Genomic DNA, 19,974 nt, shown 5'->3' with positions numbered 1-19,974 from the left:
TTTTACCTTCCCCCGGGAAACCGTCGATATGTCAAACCCGTTCGGAACCGTCCCAGCGGAGGCTATTCTCGAGGGACGGGCAACCGACGCGTACTTCGAGCGGACACGCTCGACCCTCGAGCACGCGGGGCGAAATCCCCACGTGGTCGCCGAAGTGACCGCCGATCAGTTCCCGACCGGTTCCTTCGACGTGTTCACCGGAATCGAAGACGTCGCGACGCTGTTCGAGGGGCGGGACGTCGATATCGACGCCTTGCCCGACGGCCAGTTGTTCGACGGCGGGCCCGTGATGCGCATCGAAGGCCCCTATCTCGAGTTCGCCGAACTCGAGACGTCCCTACTTGGCTTTCTGTCACAGCCCAGTGGCTTCGCGACGGCCGCCCTCGAGGCTCGGCTGGCGGCCCCTGACTCCCAGGTCCTCTCGTTCGGTGCTCGCCACGTCCATCCCGCGATCACGGCCTCGGTCGAGCGCGCCGCTCTCCTTGCTGGACTCGATGGCTTCTCCCACGTCGCCGCGGGTGACATCCTCGACCGCGAGGCGGGCGGCACGATGCCTCACGCACTCATGTTCTGTTTCGGCGAGGGGAATCAGGACGACGCCTGGACGGCCTTCGACGAGGCGGTTCCGGAGGACACCCCACGAATCGCGCTGGTCGACACCTTCTGGGACGAAGTCAGCGAGACACTTCTGGCCGTGGATACACTTGGCGACGACCTAGACGGCGTTCGCATCGATACCACGAGTTCGCGCCGGGGTGACTTCAGGCACATCGTCCGCGAAGTTCGCTGGGAACTCGACGCACGCGGACACGAGGACGTCGACGTCTTCTGTAGCGGCGGTCTCGATCCTGCGACGATTCGGAACTTGCGAGACGTCGCCGACGGCTTCGGCGTCGGCAGCCACATCACCGGCGCCGATTCCGTCGACTTCAGCCTCGATATCGTCGAACTCGAGGGAGAACTGGTCTCGAAACGCGGCAAACTCTCCGGCGTCAAGGAGGTGTACCGAACCCCCGACGGCGGCCACCACGTCGCGCTGGCCGATCGGGACGGACCCGAGGGGGGCGAGTCGCTACTCGAGCCGCTGGTCCGAGATGGCGAGATCGTCCGCGAGTTCGACCTCGAGGCGGCCAGCGAGCGCTGTCTGGCCGACGCCGAGGCAGTCGAGTTCGACGAATCAACGGATTGATCACTCCGGCACGGGACGGGCCGCTATAGTGTCCTCGCGCGATACACAGCCGTCTCGAGCCACGATCGTCAATCAGCTCACTCTCAAACTGGTCGCTATCGGCCTCTTCGCCGCGATCATCAACGGGATCGCCGCGATCGCCTCGGGTCCGATCGGCATCGTGCTCCTCGTGCTCGGAAACGTTGCTGTCCTCTGGCTGATCGTCGACGCCGTTTTCGCCGCACTCGACGAGCTACTCGAGTTGAAACTGCGTAGTCGGGAGTGACGATACCAGAAACGACGAGACTCGGATCTCGAAACTCGCGTTGGGGACGATGGTGTACGTTCTCGGTGTCGCCGCTGACTGAATTTGAGTGCTGTCTACGACGAACGTCAGCTAGACTTCTTCGACACTGCCGTCGGCCTCTCGCTCGCGGAAGACCTGCCCTTCGAACAGCGTGACGACGACGTCGTCGTTCTGCCAGGCCGTCGGCGGGAGCCCTGCCTTCCGACAGGTACGATCGAGGTACTCACGTTCGCTCCAGCCGTTCTCGACGGGAACCGTCGGGTAGAGCCAGCCACTCTCGCCGTTACCGTCGATGGCGACGCCGTGGGTGCCGACCTCGAGGTCGGCGAGGGGATCGTCCGTCAGGACGACGTTTCTGACGATACAGACCGAGACAGTGAGATTCGACAGCTCGGAGGGAGTCACTTCCGAGCCACAGGAGTCTTCGCTTGCGGCCTCGATCGCCGTGTCGACGATCACGTGGCCGAGTTGCTCGTCCGATCGGTACCCTCCGGCACAGCCTCGGAGACTCCCCCGACCGCGGGTCGACTCGAGGCGGGTGAACGCGCCCGTTCGCTCGTAGAAGGCTTCGCGCATGCTGCCCGGTTGTTCTCGCTGTCCGTGTTGTACGAAAGACTCGACGGCTTCTCGCGCGAGTTCGACTGCGCGTGCACCGTCTTCGTAGGAGAGGTCGACGCCCTGTCGCTGGGACATACAGATAGACATGGCAACGGTTGTCCTAAAACGCTTCCATTCGCTTCGCGGTGGTTTTTGCCGTCTCGACCGGGGGACTTATTCGGCCGACGCTCCTAGAATAACTGGGAGAGAGAGCCTGGCTGCCGCGGCGGGTGTGTCGGCGACGACCACCTGTTCAACGTCGTGTATCCCTCTGGGATACACCACGCACGCGAGGAAAGTCCCCCCACCTGTTCGGGCAGGTGACCGGACGCAAGTCCGGAGCGGGAGACCGCTGGCTCTGGAACAGAAACGACACGTCTCGGCCCGACCGATGATGCGTGCGAACCCGACCGAGAGGAAGGGGAGTTGACCCGCAGAGGGCGCGACTCTCACGTGAGAGTCGCCGACAGGGAAACGGCGTCAGCCGTAGACCGCGTGGTCGTAAAGCGCCCACGTTATGCGAGGCGGTGTACCCGCCAAGCAGTGTGTGGTTGTCGAACCGTGGTTCGAACCCACGGGTCGCGCGTACGGATCACCCTCGATCCGTGCCCGGCGCGACCGACCGTACACAGACGGCCGAGGATCGATGGAACGGCGAACCCTCACCGGTGCAAGTCCGTGCCGTGGTAGCCCGAACGCCCCGCGGTTTCCGCGGACGGCACGGACGCTCAGCCGAATGCCGGGACGAACAGAAGGGGGCTTACTCCTCTCACCTGCTTTTGATCGTGAGTGGTGACGCTCGGTACGGTCTCCCGGACCGAGTTCTCCGACCGGACGACCGTCACGCCGCTTCGAAATCGTCGACGATCCGTGAGACACAGCCCACGTCGGGTTTCACGTAGTCGCAGTGATCGTCGACCGTGTCGGTGACGTCGACGTCGGTGTAGTTGTCGGGTACCGAGCCGCTGTCGTCGGTGACCCAGCCGCCGTCACAATCTGCACCACCACAGCCGAGCCCACTCGCGAGCGACTGGATGTCGTAGCCGTAACAGACCTTATCGTCGTTCTCGGAGTGGTAGTTATATACACTCTCGGCGCCGGTGGCGATGCCGTATGCGTACTCGCCGTCCGTACAGACCGAATCGTCGTCGGCTGCGGTGCCGACCAGCGCGACGTGCTCGACGGTCGCCTCGTCGCCAAGCGCTGCAAGCGCCTCGAGACAGACCCGCCCGCCAAGCGAGTGACCGACTAGCCTGACTGTCGTCTCCTCGAGGTCGACGCGATCGGATCGGAGCCACGCGGCGAGTCGTCGACCTGCAGTCTCGGTCGTGTCCTCGGCACGCCAGTAGTTGAGCGTGTCCGCCTCCCAGGCGGCCGCGACGACCGGTTCGTCGTACTCGTTGTCTTCGAGGGCCGTCTCGAGCGTGTAGGCCTGGTCAGTGTTGGTTTCGAGGCCGAGCCAGCCATGGACGTAGATGAGCAACTCGCCTTCGATATCGTCGATGTTTTCTGCCGTCGGATTACTGCTCGTTAGATCGATCTCGGGATACTCCGCGGGCGCCTCGAGCCAGTCGTCACAGCCCGTAAAGCCGGTTGCCGAGGCTGTTCCGGTCGCGCCGGCTATGCCCGCACCGCCGACCGCCGTGGTGGCAGTCGCCTGGAGCAGTCGACGCCGACTCATGTCCGTCGATCCGTCATTCGACCCCGCCTCGGTTCCCGTTTCGTCCGGTTGGTGTGTTGTCATCGTTGTCAACCCCGCTTTGATTGGGTTCGGGACTGCGTGTGCGTAATGGCCCTGTCGGCACATGACGGTCGCTCATATGGTTCGACGGCCGTTACCGATCGCCGCGAACCATACCGTTGTCTGCGATTCGAACTCGAGCAGATGCAAGCCCAGGACGAAGGCGGTGTGATCGTCAACAACTCCTCGGTCCTCGGCAAGGTCGGCTTCGAGAACGCGTCGGGATACGTCGCCGCGAAACACGGCGTTCTCGGTCTGACGAAGACGGCCGCCCTCGAGAACGGTGAAACTGGCGTCCGTATCAACGCCGTCTGTCCAGGATTCATCGAAACGCCGCTGCTTGAGGAAGGTGGAATCACGAGTGATCCGGCAGTCCGCGAACAGATCGAGAACGCCCATGCGATGAATCGACTCGGGACACCCGAGGAGATCGCAAACGCCGTCGTCTGGCTGTGTAGTGACGACGCCTCGTTCGTTACTGGCGAGGCACTCGGCGTCGAGGGCGGCTATCTCAGCCAATAGCTCCGCGTTTGACAGCGTCCGACGGCGCCCGACGTAATGAATGAGATGGCTGCCCGAGCGCAAAGCGAGTGCTGAACACGGTGACACACTCGAAATAAGTGAGCGTCCTGACGGAGATTTGAACTCCGGTCCCTGGCTCCGCAAGCCAAGAGGATAGTCCACTACCCTATCAGGACTCATCTCTACGTAACCGCCTGTACATTAAAGCCCTTTCGAAAGTAGGCGGCCCCGTACGACAATTTCACGCACGAAACGGGCTGAATCGTCGGTTTCGAGCGGGCCACTCTCGAGTCGGATAGCCCTCTCTGTCGCTGGTGTCGAGTTTGCCCGGGCTCAGAGTTTATATACCATCGTGCAGCCAGGAGAGGCATGCCCTCTCGTTTGCGGTCACTCGAGGCGCCGACCGATGCTGGTTCGTTCGAGCGGTCGAATTCGCGATATCCCGACGCTTGCAGCCGTGGTACTGCCGGACACGACGCCGGCCAGGGACACCGAATGAACAACGCTTATGCGCGACCTGCTCATGCACGAACATAGAATGAGCGACATCGAGGGCGTGTACGAGGACCTCGAGGCCGACGTCTCCCTCGAGGAGTTTCGCGAGGCCGTCGAGGCGAAAGTCGAGCAGATGGGGGGACTCGCAGACGAGGAGACGGCGGCGATGCTCGTCGCTCACGAGATCGGCGAGAGCGAGGTCGGCGGAATCGCCGACATCGAGCCAGGGATGGAGGAGGCGAAGTTCGTCGCCAAGGTGATCTCGATCGGTGAGGTTCGAACCTTCGAGCGCGACGGCGAGGACGAGGACGGCCGCGTCGTCAACGTCGAGGTCGCCGACGAAACCGGCTCCGTCCGAGCCGCGTTCTGGGACGAACACGCCGAAGCAGCGATCGAGGAACTCGAGGAAGGCCAGGTCCTTCGGATCAAAGGCCGGCCAAAAGAGGGGTACAGCGGCGTCGAAGTCAGCGTCGACGAGGTCGAACCCGACCAAGATACCGAGATCGACGCGGTGGAAGCCGCCGATACTCACACCGTCGAGGACCTGTCGCTTGGCCTCTCGAACGTCAATCTCGTCGGTCTCGTTCTCGACACCGACAGCGTCCGTACCTTCGACCGCGACGACGGCTCCGAGGGGAAGGTCTCGAACCTCGTCCTCGGGGATTCCACCGGGCGCGTGCGCGTGACCCTCTGGGACGAGCAGGCTGATCTCGCGACGGAGATCGAGCCTGGAACCACGGTCGAGGTCGTCGACGGCTACGTCAAGGAACGCGACGGCACGATCGAACTCCACGTCGGTAACCGCGGGGCCGTCGAGGAGGTCGACGAGGAGGTCGAATACGTCCCCGAGAGCACGCCGATCGAGGACCTCGAGATCGGTCAGACGGTCGATATCGCGGGGGTCGTTCGCTCCGCGGACCCGAAACGTACCTTCGACCGCGACGACGGCTCCGAGGGACAGGTCCGGAACATCCGCGTGCAGGACGCGACCGGCGACATCCGCGTTGCGCTGTGGGGCGAGAAAGCCGACATCGACGTCGGGCCGGGCGACGAGGTCGCGCTGGGCGACGTCGAAATCCAGGACGGCTGGCAGGACGATCTCGAGGCCTCGGCGGGCTGGCAGTCGACGGTGACGGTCTTAGAGTCCGATTCGGCTGGTGCCGGCAGCGCCGACGGCGACGAAGGCGGAGCCGACAACGCCGGACTGTCGGCGTTTTCCGACGACGGTTCGAGTGACACCGCAACCGCGTCCGATTCGACGGCCGACTCGGATGCCGGCGCTGACGACACCGTGGCCACAGCGGCCGACACCGGAGCCGACGAACCGGCCGACGGCGAGGAACTCGAGTTTACCGGCGTCGTCGTCCAGGCCGGCAACCCCGTCGTCCTCGACGACGGCGAGACGACGATGAGCGTCGCGACCGACGTCGACGTCGGTCTCGGCGAGGAAGTGACGGCTCGTGGGGTCGTCCGCGACGGTCGCCTCGAGGCAAACGACGTGTTCTGACGCCGCGAGCAACCTCATCAGCCGGCTAGGAAAAGCGTTAAGGGACTTTCCTCCGCTTATCAATGTATGAACGTCGAACTCCCGTTCGCCCCGGTGGATACGATCATCCGGCGGAACGCGGGCGATCTTCGGGTGAGTGCCGACGCGTCGAAGGAACTCGCAACGCGGATTCAAGAACACGGGAGCGAACTCGCTGTCGACGCTGCCGAACAGGCGAGTTCGGACGGGCGCAAGACGCTGATGGCGGAGGACTTCGGCGTCGAGCAGGTCGTCGACAAGGACGACCTCGAACTGCCTGTCGCGCCCGTCGACCGCATCGCCAGACTCGAAATCGACGACCGCTATCGCGTCTCGATGGACGCTCGCGTGGCACTCGCCGACATTCTCGAGGATTACGCGGACAACGTTGCACGTGCGGCTGCGATCCTCGCGCGCCACGCCGACCGCCGGACGATTACTAACGACGATATCGAGACGTACTTCTCGTTGTTCGAGTGAGATGCAATTCGGCTACAGCGAGGTCTGTCTCGCACACGATCCCGGTTCGCGCCACCCAGAGACGCCGGACCGGCTACGCGCGATCCGGGAACGACTGAAGCGAAAACACGGCGTCGAGTACGTCGAAGCCGACCCCTGTGACCTCGATCGGATGGCGGCCGTCCACGAGCGGTCGTACCTCGAGTCGGTACGGGAGTTCTGTGCCGACGGTGGGGGGAACTGGGATCCCGACACGACAGCCGTCGAGGAGACCTGGGATGCGACCCGCCACAGCGCCGGGCTCGCCTGCTGGGCCGTCGAGGCTGCTCTCGAGGGGGCAACCGGCCGAAAGACGCCGTTCTCGATCGGCCGGCCGCCGGGCCACCACGCGGTCTACGACGACGCGATGGGGTTTTGCTTCGTCAACAACGTCGCGGTCGCCGCCCAGCACGCGCTCGACACCGATGAGTACGACGTCGATCGGGTGGCGATCGTCGACTGGGACGTCCACCACGGCAACGGGACACAGGACATCTTCTACGACCGCGAGGACGTCTTCTTCGTCTCGATCCACGAAAAGGGGCTCTATCCGGGGACCGGTGCCGTCGACGAGACCGGCGAGGGTCCGGGTGAGGGAACGACGATGAACGTTCCGATGCCCGCGGGAACCGACGATAGCGAGTATCTCGCCGCAGTCGAGGGGCCGATTACGGCAACGCTGACGGAGTACGATCCGGATCTGCTCATCGTCAGCGCCGGGTTCGACGCTCACCGACACGATCCGATCTCGCGAGTCCGGCTGACGACGGAGGCGTACGCGTTGATGGCCGATCGGCTCCGCTCGCTCGCCGACGACACCGACGCTGCCCTCGCGTTCGTCCTCGAGGGTGGCTACGGACTCGACGTGCTTGCCGACAGCGTCGCGATGGTCCACGAGACGTTCGACGGTCGCGAGCCGATCGATCCCGACTCGACGTGCAGTGATCGTGCCGAGTCGGCCCTCGAGGACGTCCTCGAGGCCCACGACCTAGACGTCGACTGCTGTTGATACGGTCGGCCGTCACGTTCAGGCCGACTGCACGCGATTGCTCGTCGCTTTCGGCGACGAGTCGCCCGGCACGATCGGGTGATCACGACCGTTGTTCAGACTGTCGGACAGCAGTCACTGAAGAGAATTCGCCGGACGGAAGCGGCAACTGCTCACAATCGTTCTGTCCGACAGTATCTCCAGTACGAAAGCGAGCGCGACATCCGAGTCCGGCCCCCGTAGCGACCGAACCACTGTCTCCTTCGAAGGCGATCACGGACGGGGATCGAAGTATCGGCCGAGTTCGGCACCGAACTCCTCGAGCAGCACCGCGATCTCTTCGCCGACGAGCACCTCGTACTCGTCCTCGAGTGCCGTCTCGACGTGGGACCCGAGGCCGACGTCGAAGAAGCGATCGCTTTCGAGGAATGCGCGGGCGGTGGTAAACTCACGCGGGCGCTCGGCGACGTACCGGTCGCCGTCGATGAAGGGGCCGTAGACGTCGGTATCGTCGGCGTAGGCCTCGTAGAACCCTTCGGCGTGGTTTCGGACGTGGATCGGTGGCCCTTCGTGGCGTTCCACGGCGGGCCGTTCGCTGACCGCGAGTTCGACGAGGACGACGGCGGTCTCGTCGGCGACGGCCGTCGCGCGGAAGACGTCGAAGCCGCGATCGTCGAGTCCGTTCGTGATCCCGTCGAGTGACTTTTTGAGTTGGGGATAAAGCTGGTCGTCGACGAGATCGGGCGCGTCGAACCTGACGGCGACCGGCGTCGTCCCGCGGCGCTCGAGGTGGCCGCGGAGTTCGGATTCACTCAGTGGCTCGGGATCGTCTGGATCGAAGACGTCGGGCCGTGGGTTCTCGAGGAAGTCACGCGCGTAGTGTTGGAGGCGGGCGACGTTGTCTGCCGCACAGACGGCGGCGACGTTGCGCTCGGGGTCGGTAGGATCGATGACGATCAGCGGATCGTCGAACGTCTCCTGTGCGTGGTCCTCGGGATCGAGCACGACCGGGGGCTGCCAGTCGGCCGCGGCCTCGAGGAGTTCGCGGAAGCCGCCGTACTCGACGACGAGCAGTTCGGTGAGATAGCCGCTGAATCCCCGCGTCCGGAGGTCGCTGCCGTAGGCGCCGATCCCCTTCAGGAACCCCTTGGTGAGACGAACGTCGGCGGCGAGGTCGTCGTCGAGTCGCGCCTGGAGATATCGGTTGTGAAACGGCGTTCGATCGACGGCCGAGCGGATCTCGGTCGCCGACTCGAGGCGGAAACAGGGGACGACGTCGATATCGAAGCCGTCGACCGTCCCCTTCACGTAGGGGTGTTCGGCGTACTCCTCGTGGCCGTCGGGAACGGTCGCATGGCCGACCTCGAGGCCGTACTCCTCGAGCGTGTCGCGGTCGAGTTCCGGCGGAAACCGCACGAAGATATCGATGTCACGGTCGCCGCTGATCCAGGTGTTCCGGGCCGACGAGCCGACCTGCATCACGTCGGCGTCGGGACACAGCTCGGTCGCAGCCGATTCGGCGCGTTCGGCGAGCCGGTCGGCGACCGATCGGAGTCGCTTTCGTTCCTCCTCGCTTGGCTCGACACGGTCACGGACCGTTGTGACGACCGAGTCGAACTCGTCGGCGTCACTCGCTTCGTGTTCGCCATCGACGCTGTCGTCGGCCTGTGGCCGACCGTCCGCCACGTCGCGATCTACGGTGTCGGCATCCTCTTCGCTCATTGGCGAATCGTACTCGAGCGGTGCGTGAAAGGGTGTCGAACTGCGGGAAGCGAAAACGAAAGCCCTATCAAATACACCCGGCTATCATGAGATGAGCCGAAGTAGCTCAGATGGTAGAGCACCTCGCTGTTAACGAGGTTGTCCCAGGTTCGAGTCCTGGCTTCGGCGCTTCTACTGACGCTTCGCTTCTCGAGGAGCGATACTGTTTTCGAATCCGACGGGAACTGGAGCAGCGAATTCGCGACTGATACGGTCTCCTGTCGTCACTGACCGCCGATCGCCGACCCCGTCCTGGCGATCGGCGGGAAATCGGGACAGCAGTCCGTATGACGGTTACTGACTGCCCTCTGACAGTATCACTCGAGTGGGTAGTCGACTTCGCTATGATGTCTGTAGCTGTCCGATCGAGTCGAGGGGGACGAGCGAGTAATCGACGGTCTCGACGGCTTCGATCGCGCGAAACGAGCTGACGACCGTCGAAATCGACTCGAGGTCGCCCTCGAGAACGAACAGGTCCATACAGTAGTCGTCGACGTGGCTGTGGTCGTTCGAGACGATGTGGGTATCGTAGTCGTGACGGAGTTCCGTGACGCGCCGTTCGACTTGCTGGTTCCCGAACTCGTAGAAGACGCTAACGACGGCGGCCAGCGGCCTGTTCTCGAGTCCCTCGTCGTCGAACTCCGTGAGCAGTGCCCGCGCACCCTCGCGGACGACTTCGCTGCGGCCGGTATAGTCGTGCTCGGCGGCGTGGGTGTCGAGTCGATCGATCAGATCGGCGGGCATCGAAACGCTGACGACTGGCATCGTTGTTGTGAACCGCAACGACCAGAATAATATACTTTATTATTATACCGTTAGGGATAACGTAATAACTAACATTAACAAGTGCGGAGGGCAAATTCATAATAGATCTATGACCGACGATCGCATTCCCGTCACCGTACTGAGCGGCCCGCTTGGCGCCGGCAAGACGACTGTTCTCAACCACGTGCTGACCGCCGACCACGGCCTCGAGGTGGCCGTCGTGGTCAACGACATGGGCGACATCAACATCGATGCCGAACACGTCGCCCAACAGACCGAGCTGGGCGGCAACGAGGAGCTCATCGAACTCTCGAACGGCTGTATCTGCTGTCGCCTGCGCGGAGACATGTTAGACGAAGTCGGACGACTGGCCGACCGTCTCGAGTTCGACTACCTGCTGGTCGAATCCTCGGGGATCTCGGAGCCGATTCCGGTCGCTCAGACGTTCGCGATGGGTGTTGAAGACGCCGGCTTCGATCCCACCGACACCTATACACTGGATACGATGGTCACCGTCGTCGACGCCTACAGCATCTGGGAGTCGTTCGACACCGGAGCGGCGCTGACGGACCACCAGCTTCAAGACGAGTCCGGTCGCGTTCCCGAGGAAGTCCTCCTCGATCAGATCGAGTTCTGTGACGTCCTCCTGTTGAACAAGTGTGATCTCGTTCCGGACGACGAACTCGAAGAGATCGAGGCCGTCCTCGAGCGGCTTCAGCCCCGCGCCGAAATCGTTCGGACGGAGTTCGGTGACGTCGAGCCGCGTACGATCCTCGATACCGGACGGTTCAACTTCGAGCGCGCCCAGGGATCTGCGGGCTGGAAACACGAACTCCAGCACGACCACCACCACGATCCACAGGACGAACACGGTGTCACGTCGTTCGTCTACCAGCGCGATCGACCGTTCCACCCCGAGCGCATCGCCGATCTGTTCTCGGACATGCCGGACGAAATCGTCCGCGCGAAGGGCTTTTTCTGGAGTGCAGGCCGCGAGGACGTTGCGATGGGCATGGACAAGGCCGGCACGTCGGTCCGGGCCGGCCCGTCGGGTCAGTGGCTCGCAACGCTCCCCAAGGCGAAACGCGAGCAGTACTTCGCTGCCCGTCCGGGTCTCAAAGACGACTGGGACGAGGAGTGGGGCGACCGAATGACGCGGCTCGTCTTTATCGCTCGCGAGTTCGATACCGAGTCGCTGATCGACCGCCTCGACGACTGTCTGCTGACCGACGCCGAGATGAACGACGACTGGGACACCTATCCCGATCCGTTCGAACCGGAAGACCGACGTGAACTCGCGCTCGCAAACGAGTAATGAGCGTTCCCGTCACCGTCCTCTGTGGTGAACTGGGCGCAGGCAAGACGACGCTACTGTCTGGCCTGCTCGAGTCGACCGATCGCGAGATCGCCGTGTTGGTAAACGACGTCGGCGCCGTCAACGTCGACGCCGACCTCGTGGAAGCACGGACCGACCTCCAGACCGGCGAGGAAGTACTCGCCCTCGAGAACGGCTGTATCTGCTGTAGTCTCGGTGGCGAACTCTCCAGGTCGGTCATCCAGCTCTGGAAGGAACACGACTTCGAGTATCTGGTCGTCGAGGCCTCCGGCGTCGGCGAACCCGAACCGATCGCCCGCCAGTTCGTCCGCGGCCCGGCGAGCGGTCCATACGATCTCGATGCGGTCGTCACTGTCGTCGACGCACGGCGGTTCTACGACCGCTTCGTCGACGACCGGACCGACCTTGACGAGCCGCCAGTGCAACAGGGTCCCGACGAAACTGGGACCCGACCGCTCGCGGACCTCTTACTCGAGCAGATCGAGTTCTGTGACCTGCTGGTCGTCAACAAATGTGACCTCGTCGACGAGGCCGAACGCGACCGCGTCGTCGCCGTCCTCGAGACGCTTCAGCCGCGGGCCGAGGTCCATACGACCGAGTACGGCACACTCGAGCCGGATGCGATACTCGACAGCGACCGGTTCGACCTCGAGGCGGCAACCGAGTCGGCTGGCTGGAAGCGAGCGATCGAAGCCGACGACGCCGGTGTGGACGGCCACGATCACGATGGCGGGGAACACGACCACGCCTACGACCACGATCACGATCACGCCCATCCCCCGGAGCGATACGGGATCGAGGTCGACACCTACCACCGTCGGCGACCGTTCCATCCCGAGCGCTTCGCGTCCCTGCTCGCCGACCTGCCCGACGGACTCGTGCGTGCGAAGGGTCTGTGCTGGGTTGCCGGCCGCGAACGCCAGGCGATCACGATGAGTTACGCCGGAACGGAGACCACACTCGAGGTCACCGGCCGCTGGATCGCCAGCTTCTCCGAGAAGCGCCAACAGCAGTACCGGGAGGGCCAGCCGGACCTCTCGTGGGACGAGGAGTGGGGCGACCGCGAGACACGGCTCGCGCTTATCGGCCGTGACCTCTCGATGGACGCCCTCCAGGCGCGACTCGACGACTGCCTGCTGACCGACGCCGAGATGGACACCGACTGGTCGACCTTCGAGAACCCCGCCCCGACGGGGATGGGTGAGACGGTGACGGTAACGGTCTCGAGCGACGACCGTTCCTGACTGCTGCCTCGAACAGAGGCAACATCTCTTGTGAGGCGAGGGATTATCGCCCTCCAGCGTAGAGTGTAGGCTATGACAATCGATCGAGACGATCGACGGAGCACCGACGATCACGGCCACGACATCATCGATCCGCTGTATGTCGGTATCGTGACGGTCTCGAGTTCGCGCGCGGGGGCCGATACGGACGACCCCGACGACCCTGGCGGCGACACCATCCAGGAGTGTTTCGAGGCCGAGGGCCACGAAGTCCAGGAGCGACTCCTGGTCCGGGACGACTACTCTTCGATTCGGACCGCCGTCCGCGGACTGGTCGCGCGCCAGAATATCGACGTCGTCGTCACCACCGGCGGAACGGGCGTCACCGTCGACGACGTGTCACCGGAGGCGACGTCGTCGCTGTTCGAACGCGAACTCCCCGGCTTCGGTGAACTGTTCCGGTCGCTGTCGTGGGAGGAGGTCGGAACACGGGCAATGGCCTCGCGGGCGACGGCCGGTATCGCCGTCGACACACCGGTGTTCTGTCTGCCCGGGAGTACGAGCGCCTGCGAAACCGCCTGCGAAGAACTGATCGTTCCCGAGACACCCCACCTCGCAGGGCTGGCGACGCGCCACCGCACCGAGGATCCGACGCTCGACGATTACGGCGGCGAGTAGACGACTCGAGCGCTCGGCACCACGTTCGAACTCGACAGCAAACGTTAATTAGCGTGCACGATTTCGTTCGAGTGGAAGGGCCCTTAGCTCAGTCTGGTAAGAGCGCTCGGCTCATAACCGAGTGGTCGATGGTTCGAATCCGTCAGGGCCCATGTACCTCGCGGCGAACAACTCGTGAGCCGCGAGTACGGGATCCCTGGCGGTTCGAACTAGACGACGGCGAGCGAAGCGAGCCATCGTCGTGGTTCGAATCCGTCAGGGCCCATGGCACCCGTAAAACAGACTTTGAGGCGTTGAAGCGACTAATATTGGCATTTCACTCATTTTCGGTTGAAGGGGGCATCCAGAATGTGAAGGGTTCTGAGCCAGTGGAATTTGGCACGTTGTAGCCCTCTCGACTCAAACTCTCCTGTCCCATCTAGTACGATGAACTTGATGGCATTCAACATAGGACGCACCGAAAGACACAGTATTCTGTGTGACCATAGATTCCTGTATGCCCAGTATCACGGTCAACGTGGACGACGACCTCAAAGCGCGAATGGAAAAGCACCCGGAGATCAACTGGAGCGAGGTCACACGACAGGCCATCCAGGAGAAGATCGAGACGCTCGAAATGATGGACGAACTCACCAGCGAGAGCGAACTCACCGAGCGCGACGTTCAGGAAATCGCCGATAGAATCAACGAACGTGGACGCAAGCGCGTCGAAGAAGAGTCGGCGTAAACGCGACGAATGAAGCTGGTCATCGACGCTAACGTCGTCATCTCTGCACTCATCGCTGATTCGAAGACGCGAGAACTCATCGTCACACTCGAACCAGATCTCCTGACGCCCGCGTTCGTCCACGACGAAGTCGAAAACTACGAAGACCTGATCGTGGAGAAGTCCGGACTGGAACCGGACTGAGTGGCACAATTTATCGACCCCCTGTTTCAGTACATTGAGGTCGTTCCTGCCGACGACTTCTATCCAGCTATCGAGAGGGCAGACGCAGCAATCGGAGATACCGACCCCGATGACGTGCTGTACCTCGCGTGTGCGATCGCCAGCGACGGAGCCATCTGGAGCGACGATTCCGACTTCGACGAACAGAACCTCGTCGAGACGTACTCGACGAGTGATGTGATCAACTCGTTTGACACACACTAACTCGGCGGATCAGTCTCCAATTCTACCCGTGCACACGCAGAGATGACTGATCGCCACTATACAGCGCCCCAAATCGGTCAGTACAGGCATACGATGTGGTGTGAAGTTGAAGATATATTTACTGCCAAAAATAGCGTGCAATATCCAGCGTATGCATCCAGTACAGGAGTGCAGTTTATTTCCAACGCTCAGGCCGAAAGCAACCGATAAACACAGTTACGTAACGACCGCTGAGAATTCTACTAGTTCTGCTAGATATTCAGGTAGTCGTGCAAGCCCCAAAGCGCGCATTCAGCCGCGAAGCGATTACAGGTCCAGGTACTCGTCATGATCGGCATCGGTCTGTTCAAGAAACCGACGCACCTCGTCGAATTTCGGTCCTCGGCGTACCTTGTCTTCGAACCTGTCGAACTCGGCGAACCCCTCATCCGATAATTCGGGAAGCACGACGTGATGAAGTTCGTAACAGACCGTGAGGTGCTCCTCGGAGTCGAGTATCTCTCCGTCACGAAGTAATGGATCTGCACGTCTCGAACCATCTCTCAGTAACGCACATAAGACTCGCCACTGTTGCGCTGAGAGCACTTTTTCGACTCGGTTACTGTTACGGCACTCGTCACTCACGGTTCTATACCCTACTACTGATCCGGTCACCCTCGCAGTTGCTCACTCTGAATGGTCGTTCTTTTGGACTTCGGTGACGATCACATCCCAGTCTGGATGTTCAACTCCGTTCCGGCATTCGAATCCGCCTTCTACATCGATTCCGTTCTCGTAGGCCCTGATAAGGAGGGCTTTTAGCTCCGCGTTCAATTCCGCTTTCGACGTGACCGGGATCTCCTCAGACGTCATCTTCCCACGTTCCTCCCGTAATTTTCCGCTGCTGGTTCGTGCCCTGGTGTGACGGTGACAACGCCGTAGCTGTACACGGTTATCATGTGGTCCTCGTGGGTGAACGTGACGTGGATATCTCCGTTCATCCCGTCTCGAACGCGGACAAGCGCATCCAGCATCTCTGGGTCAACAGTAGAATGTAGCGGATCCAGTTCAACCGGATCAACGTCCATAACGTCCGCCAGCGTTGCGATAACGGCCGTGCTTGCGGGGGTCTTCTCTTGATCAAACTGGGTACGAACAATCCCAGTTTCCTGCTGATACTCGACCGCTTCTACTCCAACCCCGGCTACCATCGTGCTCATATCTACCCGTTCTAGCGGCCTGAATCGGTTTAACAAGCCTACTTATTATACAGGGGGTTTAAATAAAGAACCGCCAGAAGGATCACGACGAACTAACAAGGGTCGCTCCAATGAGGCGTCGATGCCCACGGCGGAGTCGTGAGGACAGCGATTGCTGGGTAATGCCGAGATCGGCTGCGATCTCTTCGAGCGACGCCTCACGTGGCGTGTCGAAGTAGCCGCGCTCGTGGGCCAATACCAGTGCCTCACGCTGGGTTTCGGTCAGCTCGTAGCCCTCCCCCTGAATTGGAAGCATGGCGTGGACAGCGGTGATCTCTATCGGGATGTCGTTTTCTTGGCAGTACTCTCGAAACTCGGCGATTGCTTCCTGACTTTCGCCGCGCACCTCGAATCGCCACTCGTCTCTCGTTCCGATCCCAGTGAGCACGACAACATTAGCCTTGGCCAGCGCACTCAGGACGCCGAAGTATTCTTGCTTCCACTCTGCGCGCATCAGGTACTCGTCTTCAACGCTATCGACCACTCGGATGCCCGTCACGCCAGCGTGTGGTTCGAATTCGGCCTCGATGTCCTCTGTTTCTGAACCACGTACCCAGAAGTACGGAATGATCAGCGTTTCGTGAGGAATCAGTCGTTCTAGTTCGACCGTCACGCCCGGCAAGTTCTCGAACACAGTTCCCAGTGGAAACTCCGCTGTCGGACTCGTAAATTCCATTACGGTCGCCATGCGGAATCCTTCGTCTGGCAGATGAATAATCGCAAGGGGTGGTGTACCATGGCTCAGAAAGCGAAATGTCGCATTTGTACTGTCTGAGCCGTCTCTTTCGGGTTGACTCCCGAGTGGAATGATTGGATACTGCTACACTCACTCACGTAGTTCTACGGAGTGATGAGTGTCTCACTGATGAGGCGTCGATGACCGCGTCGGAGTCGAGACGACAGCGACTGCTGGGTAATACCGAGCTCAGCAGCGATTTCTTCGAGTGACGACTCGCGTGGCGTATCGAAGTAACCACGTTCGAAGGCCAATACCAGTGCCTCTCGCTGGGTTTCAGTCAACTCGAAGCTATCTCCTTGAACCGGGAGCAACGCGTGGACCATCGAAATATCGATTGAGACACTATTTTCCTGGGGGTGAGTCCGAAACGCAGCGATTGCTTCTTGAGTGTCCCCTCGTACTTCGAAGCGCCACCCGTCAACTGTTCCCACCCCCGAGAGAACGGTCAGGTTCGTCTCTGACAGCGAAGCCAACAGCCCGTCGTATTCTCGCACCCACTCTGCGCGCATGAGATACTCGTCTTCGATGTTATCGACCAGTCGGATGTCCGTCACGCCAGCGTGTGGTTCGAATGCGGATTCGAGGTTCTCATTTTCTGCGCCACGTACCCAGAATTACGGGATTGTCAGCGTTTCGTGTGGAATGAGTCGCTCCAACTCGACTGTCACTCCCGGTAAATTCTCGAAAATACTTCCCAGCGGAAACTCCTCGGTTGGGACTGTGAATTCCATCTCAGTTGCCATACGAGAACGTTCACACCGGGGACGGATAACTGGACATGGTGTGCCATGGTTTTATAATCTAGTAATACGGCTGGTGAGCGGGGTGTGTATTCTGCACCTAGAAGAATGTGTAGTCCACTGGCCGGACATGGTGCACCATGTCTCCATCTTTTGTACGGCCCAGCGCAACCTAGACCCATAAGCGAGTATGAGTCTGATAACGGAAGTCCGAATACCGCCCGATGACTTCGAACTCGGGCAGATTCTCAGTCTCGATGATGCGTCGGCTATCGAACTCGAAACGCTCGTCCCGAGTGGTGATGCCACCGTCCCGCTCTTCTGGGTCTACGAACCGGTCGGAGACGGGTTTCTCGATGCCGTCGAACGCTATCCAACTGTCAACAGCGTAACGGAGATGGAAGTGTTCGGAGATCGAACTCTGTTCAGGCTGGATTGGGATGCGAGCCAGGACTATCTCTTTCAATGCATCTTGAACCAGGAGGGACAGATATTGAGCGCGACTGGAACGGCAGAAGGATGGGATTTCGAGCTCCGATTCCCCCACCGTGAGGCCTTGTCTCAGGCTCAAGCCTGTTGTGAGGATGCGCACATATCCTTGGAACTCATTCGGGTGTACAATCCTACGGATCCTGGCGCTGGTCCATGGTACGGCCTGAGCGAGCCACAACGAGAAGCCCTCATGCTTGCTGTTCGGATGGGATACTACGACATTCCACGAGGCTGCACAACCGAGGAGCTCGCGGACGAACTCGGAATTTCCGATCAAGCCGTGACCGAACGGCTGCGTCGTGCCATCGGTGCGTTCGTCAGACATACACTGCTCACCCCCGAACCAGAGGCGTAAGCGAATCGGCTGGTTCCTTTGTGCACCATGGAACAGAGCCAGGGAGTTGGCGCTCCGCTATGGGAATATGGATGAGAACCGAGAGCGAGGGGCACGTGATCTCCAGCAGATCGACGAACTCTCCAACTTGGGGGAACGAGAGAGGCCGATCTCCCCCGATAGGCTTCTGTCGGCAGTAGCGAACGAACATCGACGGGCTATCCTCAACTCACTGACTAGCGCATCGGAGAAGACACTGACACACGATGCACTCGTAGACCGTGTTGCAGATAGGGTTGAAAACGAAAACGCTGAGCGAACATCCGATGAACATCGCCAACGTGTCCGGATCGCCCTTCACCATACCCATCTCCCAAAACTGGAGGAGCTCCGGATAATCGACTACGAGACCGAGACGAGACTCGTCCAGTTTGTTGGCGGTGAACTGGAACAAGATCTCCTGACGCTGGTCAAGCCGTACGACGCCAACGAGTGACGGAATACCGAACCGACTTCCCCTTCGTTCGACCGAATTTTCACTAAGTCCAAAAATTAGATCGGGGTGGATTCGAAGACTGGTTCCGGGTTGGTGGGTCGGGTGCCATCACAAACTCGGATGCGGCCATCGGCACGGATGAACACGTTCCAGTTCTCGACTCGAAAACTGAGGAGAGCATCACCATTGTTTGCTCCGTCGTGCTCCTCGAACAGACTGTTGAGGGCGTCCCCGTCAACGAATTCATACAGCGGCGGAAGTTCGAGCGGGTCAACCCCGCCTGCTTCTGCCAGAGCATCAATGATGACTTCCGAGGGAGATCGACCACTTTCGGGACTGTACTGGGCATCAACGACTGGCATGCAACTACGATAGATCGTTGGTTCCCCCTGCTCCATACCTCACATCGGTACTGAGGGGCCATCAAGGCTCCGTGTGATGAATTGACAATATCATCCGCGGGTCTGGTGGTAGCGAACGTTTTCAAGAGCCACCTCTTGGAGCACTCTTCCACGAGATACGCGCTGTGAGCTCAGCACTGATTGTTCGAACTGCCCGGCTTCTGTCAGGAGTGGCGTGACCGACTCAGCGCGTGAATGCAGCACCGGCCCCCCAATAATTCCTTGGGAAACGGCGTGAACTAACTGGCTGGAAAATGGCTGGAAGACGCACTCACGCAACATTATAGCCGTAATGGTGGAGGAAGGGTTACCGAGAGACGGGTGGGAGTTTCACGCGCTCAAACCAGAACTGTTCGACCGTCTCTACAAGTGACCTGAACTCGTCGGGTGTATTCGGCTTCGTCAGGTAGGCGTTGGCATTGGCGGCGTAGCACCGTTTGATATCTTCGTCCGCCTCAGAACTCGTGAGCATGATCACCGGAAGATGGTTCAGTTGCGGATCGGCTCTGATCGTTTCGAGCACCTCACACCCGTCCATCCCCGGTAGATTCAGATCGAGGAGGACGAAATCGGTTGGTGTGAGCGACTCGCCGGTGGCTTCCCGTGTCAGGAGTTCCACGGCATCATCTCCATTAGTGACCGAACGAAGTCTCGTTTCGCTGTCTGCGGCTTTGAAGGCCTCTCGTGTGAGACGAACGTCACCAGGATTGTCCTCAACGAGGAACAAATCGATCGGCTCGTCGGAAGTACGGCGATACGAATGGGACATGGGTGGTT

At 60.9% G+C, this 19,974-nt stretch carries 20 protein-coding genes, 3 tRNA genes, 1 other RNA gene and 3 pseudogenes; 16 read left to right on the top strand and 11 right to left on the bottom strand.

Annotation, left to right across the window (positions count from 1 at the left end; translation table 11 throughout):
- The first annotated feature begins 28 nt into the window (after positions 1–28).
- Positions 29–1,189, top strand: a complete 1,161-nt coding sequence (locus RBH26_RS17910; RefSeq protein ID WP_306759746.1) for a nicotinate phosphoribosyltransferase — start codon at positions 29–31, stop codon at positions 1,187–1,189.
- Between the two features lie 28 nt (positions 1,190–1,217).
- Positions 1,218–1,454 carry a hypothetical protein gene (locus RBH26_RS17905; protein ID WP_306759745.1) on the top strand — a complete coding sequence of 79 codons (237 nt, stop codon included), beginning with the start codon at positions 1,218–1,220 and terminating at the stop codon, positions 1,452–1,454.
- 111 nt (positions 1,455–1,565) lie between these two features.
- Here the strand turns inward: RBH26_RS17905 and RBH26_RS17900 are convergent, their stop codons facing one another.
- Positions 1,566–2,168 (bottom strand): TIGR00296 family protein, encoded by a 603-nt coding sequence (locus RBH26_RS17900; RefSeq protein WP_306759744.1) that lies wholly within the window; start codon positions 2,166–2,168, stop codon positions 1,566–1,568.
- Between the two features lie 106 nt (positions 2,169–2,274).
- Between RBH26_RS17900 and rnpB the strand changes: the two genes are divergently transcribed.
- Positions 2,275–2,847: RNase P RNA component (rnpB, locus tag RBH26_RS17895), an RNA gene on the top strand.
- Positions 2,848–2,913: 66 nt separating this feature from the next.
- Here rnpB and RBH26_RS17890 read toward each other — a convergent pair.
- Positions 2,914–3,816 carry an alpha/beta hydrolase gene (locus RBH26_RS17890; protein ID WP_306759743.1) on the bottom strand — a complete coding sequence of 301 codons (903 nt, stop codon included), beginning with the start codon at positions 3,814–3,816 and terminating at the stop codon, positions 2,914–2,916.
- 111 nt (positions 3,817–3,927) lie between these two features.
- Here RBH26_RS17890 and RBH26_RS17885 point away from each other — a divergent pair.
- Positions 3,928–4,335, top strand: a pseudogene (locus tag RBH26_RS17885) (SDR family oxidoreductase); the annotation flags it as partial.
- A 103-nt stretch (positions 4,336–4,438) separates the two neighbouring features.
- On the opposite strand, the gene RBH26_RS17880 reads toward RBH26_RS17885, so the two are convergent.
- Positions 4,439–4,511: transfer RNA gene (locus RBH26_RS17880), tRNA-Arg, on the bottom strand.
- A 362-nt stretch (positions 4,512–4,873) separates the two neighbouring features.
- On the opposite strand from RBH26_RS17880, the gene RBH26_RS17875 reads away from it, so the two are divergent.
- From RBH26_RS17875 to RBH26_RS17865, 3 genes are all read left to right on the top strand, one after another.
- Positions 4,874–6,337 carry a single-stranded DNA binding protein gene (locus RBH26_RS17875; RefSeq protein WP_306759741.1) on the top strand — a complete coding sequence of 488 codons (1,464 nt, stop codon included), beginning with the start codon at positions 4,874–4,876 and terminating at the stop codon, positions 6,335–6,337.
- A 66-nt stretch (positions 6,338–6,403) separates the two neighbouring features.
- Positions 6,404–6,835: a histone family protein gene (locus RBH26_RS17870; RefSeq protein ID WP_306759740.1), complete on the top strand. Its 432-nt coding sequence runs from the start codon at positions 6,404–6,406 to the stop codon at positions 6,833–6,835.
- Between the two features lies 1 nt (position 6,836).
- On the top strand, positions 6,837–7,862 hold the full coding sequence (locus RBH26_RS17865; protein WP_306759739.1) for a histone deacetylase: 1,026 nt from the start codon (positions 6,837–6,839) through the stop codon (positions 7,860–7,862).
- Positions 7,863–8,114: 252 nt separating this feature from the next.
- On the opposite strand, the gene cca is transcribed toward RBH26_RS17865, so the two are convergent.
- Entirely contained in the window at positions 8,115–9,563 is a 1,449-nt protein-coding gene (gene cca / locus RBH26_RS17860) for a CCA tRNA nucleotidyltransferase (RefSeq protein ID WP_306759738.1), read from the bottom strand.
- A gap of 95 nt (positions 9,564–9,658) precedes the next feature.
- On the opposite strand from cca, the gene RBH26_RS17855 reads away from it, so the two are divergent.
- Positions 9,659–9,731 (top strand) — tRNA-Asn (locus RBH26_RS17855).
- A 213-nt stretch (positions 9,732–9,944) separates the two neighbouring features.
- Here RBH26_RS17855 and RBH26_RS17850 read toward each other — a convergent pair.
- Positions 9,945–10,367, bottom strand: coding sequence for a CopG family ribbon-helix-helix protein (locus tag RBH26_RS17850; protein ID WP_306759737.1), 423 nt, complete (start codon positions 10,365–10,367; stop codon positions 9,945–9,947).
- 109 nt (positions 10,368–10,476) lie between these two features.
- On the opposite strand from RBH26_RS17850, the gene RBH26_RS17845 reads away from it, so the two are divergent.
- From RBH26_RS17845 to RBH26_RS17820, 6 genes and pseudogenes are all read left to right on the top strand, one after another.
- Positions 10,477–11,682, top strand: a complete 1,206-nt coding sequence (locus RBH26_RS17845; RefSeq protein ID WP_306759736.1) for a GTP-binding protein — start codon at positions 10,477–10,479, stop codon at positions 11,680–11,682.
- On the top strand, positions 11,682–12,947 hold the full coding sequence (locus RBH26_RS17840) for a GTP-binding protein (RefSeq protein WP_306759735.1): 1,266 nt from the start codon (positions 11,682–11,684) through the stop codon (positions 12,945–12,947). The genes RBH26_RS17845 and RBH26_RS17840 overlap by 1 nt, the downstream gene beginning before the upstream one ends.
- Before the next feature lie 72 nt (positions 12,948–13,019).
- Entirely contained in the window at positions 13,020–13,604 is a 585-nt protein-coding gene (locus RBH26_RS17835; RefSeq protein ID WP_306759734.1) for a molybdenum cofactor synthesis domain-containing protein, read from the top strand.
- 77 nt (positions 13,605–13,681) lie between these two features.
- Positions 13,682–13,756 (top strand) — tRNA-Ile (locus tag RBH26_RS17830).
- 344 nt (positions 13,757–14,100) lie between these two features.
- Positions 14,101–14,331 (top strand): hypothetical protein, encoded by a 231-nt coding sequence (locus RBH26_RS17825; protein WP_306759733.1) that lies wholly within the window; start codon positions 14,101–14,103, stop codon positions 14,329–14,331.
- 9 nt (positions 14,332–14,340) lie between these two features.
- Positions 14,341–14,757 (top strand): annotated as a pseudogene (locus tag RBH26_RS17820) (PIN domain-containing protein).
- A gap of 666 nt (positions 14,758–15,423) precedes the next feature.
- Here the strand turns inward: RBH26_RS17820 and RBH26_RS17815 are convergent.
- The 4 genes and pseudogenes from RBH26_RS17815 to RBH26_RS17800 all read right to left on the bottom strand — a co-directional run bounded on the left by RBH26_RS17815 (position 15,424) and on the right by RBH26_RS17800 (position 17,477).
- A complete protein-coding gene (locus RBH26_RS17815; RefSeq protein WP_306759732.1) occupies positions 15,424–15,609 on the bottom strand; it encodes a hypothetical protein in 186 nt (61 codons plus the stop codon).
- Positions 15,606–15,956 carry a HalOD1 output domain-containing protein gene (locus RBH26_RS17810; protein WP_306759731.1) on the bottom strand — a complete coding sequence of 117 codons (351 nt, stop codon included), beginning with the start codon at positions 15,954–15,956 and terminating at the stop codon, positions 15,606–15,608. Before RBH26_RS17810 ends, RBH26_RS17815 begins: the two co-directional genes overlap by 4 nt.
- Before the next feature lie 82 nt (positions 15,957–16,038).
- Positions 16,039–16,683, bottom strand: coding sequence for a helix-turn-helix domain-containing protein (locus RBH26_RS17805; RefSeq protein WP_306759730.1), 645 nt, complete (start codon positions 16,681–16,683; stop codon positions 16,039–16,041).
- A 152-nt stretch (positions 16,684–16,835) separates the two neighbouring features.
- A pseudogene (locus tag RBH26_RS17800) lies at positions 16,836–17,477 on the bottom strand (helix-turn-helix domain-containing protein).
- 187 nt (positions 17,478–17,664) lie between these two features.
- Here RBH26_RS17800 and RBH26_RS17795 point away from each other — a divergent pair.
- Together RBH26_RS17795 and RBH26_RS17790 are read left to right on the top strand one after the other, a co-directional pair.
- Entirely contained in the window at positions 17,665–18,321 is a 657-nt protein-coding gene (locus tag RBH26_RS17795; protein WP_306759729.1) for a helix-turn-helix domain-containing protein, read from the top strand.
- Positions 18,322–18,388: 67 nt separating this feature from the next.
- The gene (locus tag RBH26_RS17790; protein WP_306759728.1) at positions 18,389–18,796 is read left to right on the top strand and encodes a hypothetical protein; all 408 of its coding nucleotides are present in this window, start codon (positions 18,389–18,391) and stop codon (positions 18,794–18,796) included.
- Between the two features lie 56 nt (positions 18,797–18,852).
- Here the strand turns inward: RBH26_RS17790 and RBH26_RS17785 are convergent, their stop codons facing one another.
- Complete coding sequence (locus RBH26_RS17785) at positions 18,853–19,194, bottom strand: HalOD1 output domain-containing protein (RefSeq protein WP_254810910.1); 342 nt, start codon at positions 19,192–19,194, stop codon at positions 18,853–18,855.
- A 310-nt stretch (positions 19,195–19,504) separates the two neighbouring features.
- Positions 19,505–19,974: response regulator (locus tag RBH26_RS17780; RefSeq protein WP_306759727.1), on the bottom strand; the 470-nt coding region annotated here is incomplete at its 5' end.

It is taken from the genome of Natronolimnohabitans sp. A-GB9, assembly GCF_030848565.1.
Taxonomy (GTDB): Archaea; Halobacteriota; Halobacteria; order Halobacteriales; family Natrialbaceae; genus Natronolimnohabitans.
This window is presented reverse-complemented; position numbering and strand designations above follow the sequence as displayed.

Bases quoted from the DNA above. Each gene is read 5' to 3' on its own strand.
- RBH26_RS17910 (WP_306759746.1), top strand. From the start codon at position 29: ATGTCAAACCCGTTCGGAACCGTCCCAGCGGAGGCTATTCTCGAGGGA.
- RBH26_RS17900 (WP_306759744.1), bottom strand. From the start codon at position 2,168: ATGTCCCAGCGACAGGGCGTCGACCTCTCCTACGAAGACGGTGCACGC.
- RBH26_RS17890 (WP_306759743.1), bottom strand. From the start codon at position 3,816: ATGACAACACACCAACCGGACGAAACGGGAACCGAGGCGGGGTCGAAT.
- RBH26_RS17875 (WP_306759741.1), top strand. From the start codon at position 4,874: ATGAGCGACATCGAGGGCGTGTACGAGGACCTCGAGGCCGACGTCTCC.
- RBH26_RS17870 (WP_306759740.1), top strand. From the start codon at position 6,404: ATGAACGTCGAACTCCCGTTCGCCCCGGTGGATACGATCATCCGGCGG.
- RBH26_RS17865 (WP_306759739.1), top strand. From the start codon at position 6,837: ATGCAATTCGGCTACAGCGAGGTCTGTCTCGCACACGATCCCGGTTCG.
- cca (WP_306759738.1), bottom strand. From the start codon at position 9,563: ATGAGCGAAGAGGATGCCGACACCGTAGATCGCGACGTGGCGGACGGT.
- RBH26_RS17850 (WP_306759737.1), bottom strand. From the start codon at position 10,367: ATGCCAGTCGTCAGCGTTTCGATGCCCGCCGATCTGATCGATCGACTC.
- RBH26_RS17845 (WP_306759736.1), top strand. From the start codon at position 10,477: ATGACCGACGATCGCATTCCCGTCACCGTACTGAGCGGCCCGCTTGGC.
- RBH26_RS17840 (WP_306759735.1), top strand. From the start codon at position 11,682: ATGAGCGTTCCCGTCACCGTCCTCTGTGGTGAACTGGGCGCAGGCAAG.
- RBH26_RS17835 (WP_306759734.1), top strand. From the start codon at position 13,020: ATGACAATCGATCGAGACGATCGACGGAGCACCGACGATCACGGCCAC.
- RBH26_RS17825 (WP_306759733.1), top strand. From the start codon at position 14,101: ATGCCCAGTATCACGGTCAACGTGGACGACGACCTCAAAGCGCGAATG.
- RBH26_RS17815 (WP_306759732.1), bottom strand. From the start codon at position 15,609: ATGACGTCTGAGGAGATCCCGGTCACGTCGAAAGCGGAATTGAACGCG.
- RBH26_RS17810 (WP_306759731.1), bottom strand. From the start codon at position 15,956: ATGAGCACGATGGTAGCCGGGGTTGGAGTAGAAGCGGTCGAGTATCAG.
- RBH26_RS17805 (WP_306759730.1), bottom strand. From the start codon at position 16,683: ATGGCGACCGTAATGGAATTTACGAGTCCGACAGCGGAGTTTCCACTG.
- RBH26_RS17795 (WP_306759729.1), top strand. From the start codon at position 17,665: ATGAGTCTGATAACGGAAGTCCGAATACCGCCCGATGACTTCGAACTC.
- RBH26_RS17790 (WP_306759728.1), top strand. From the start codon at position 18,389: ATGGATGAGAACCGAGAGCGAGGGGCACGTGATCTCCAGCAGATCGAC.
- RBH26_RS17785 (WP_254810910.1), bottom strand. From the start codon at position 19,194: ATGGAGCAGGGGGAACCAACGATCTATCGTAGTTGCATGCCAGTCGTT.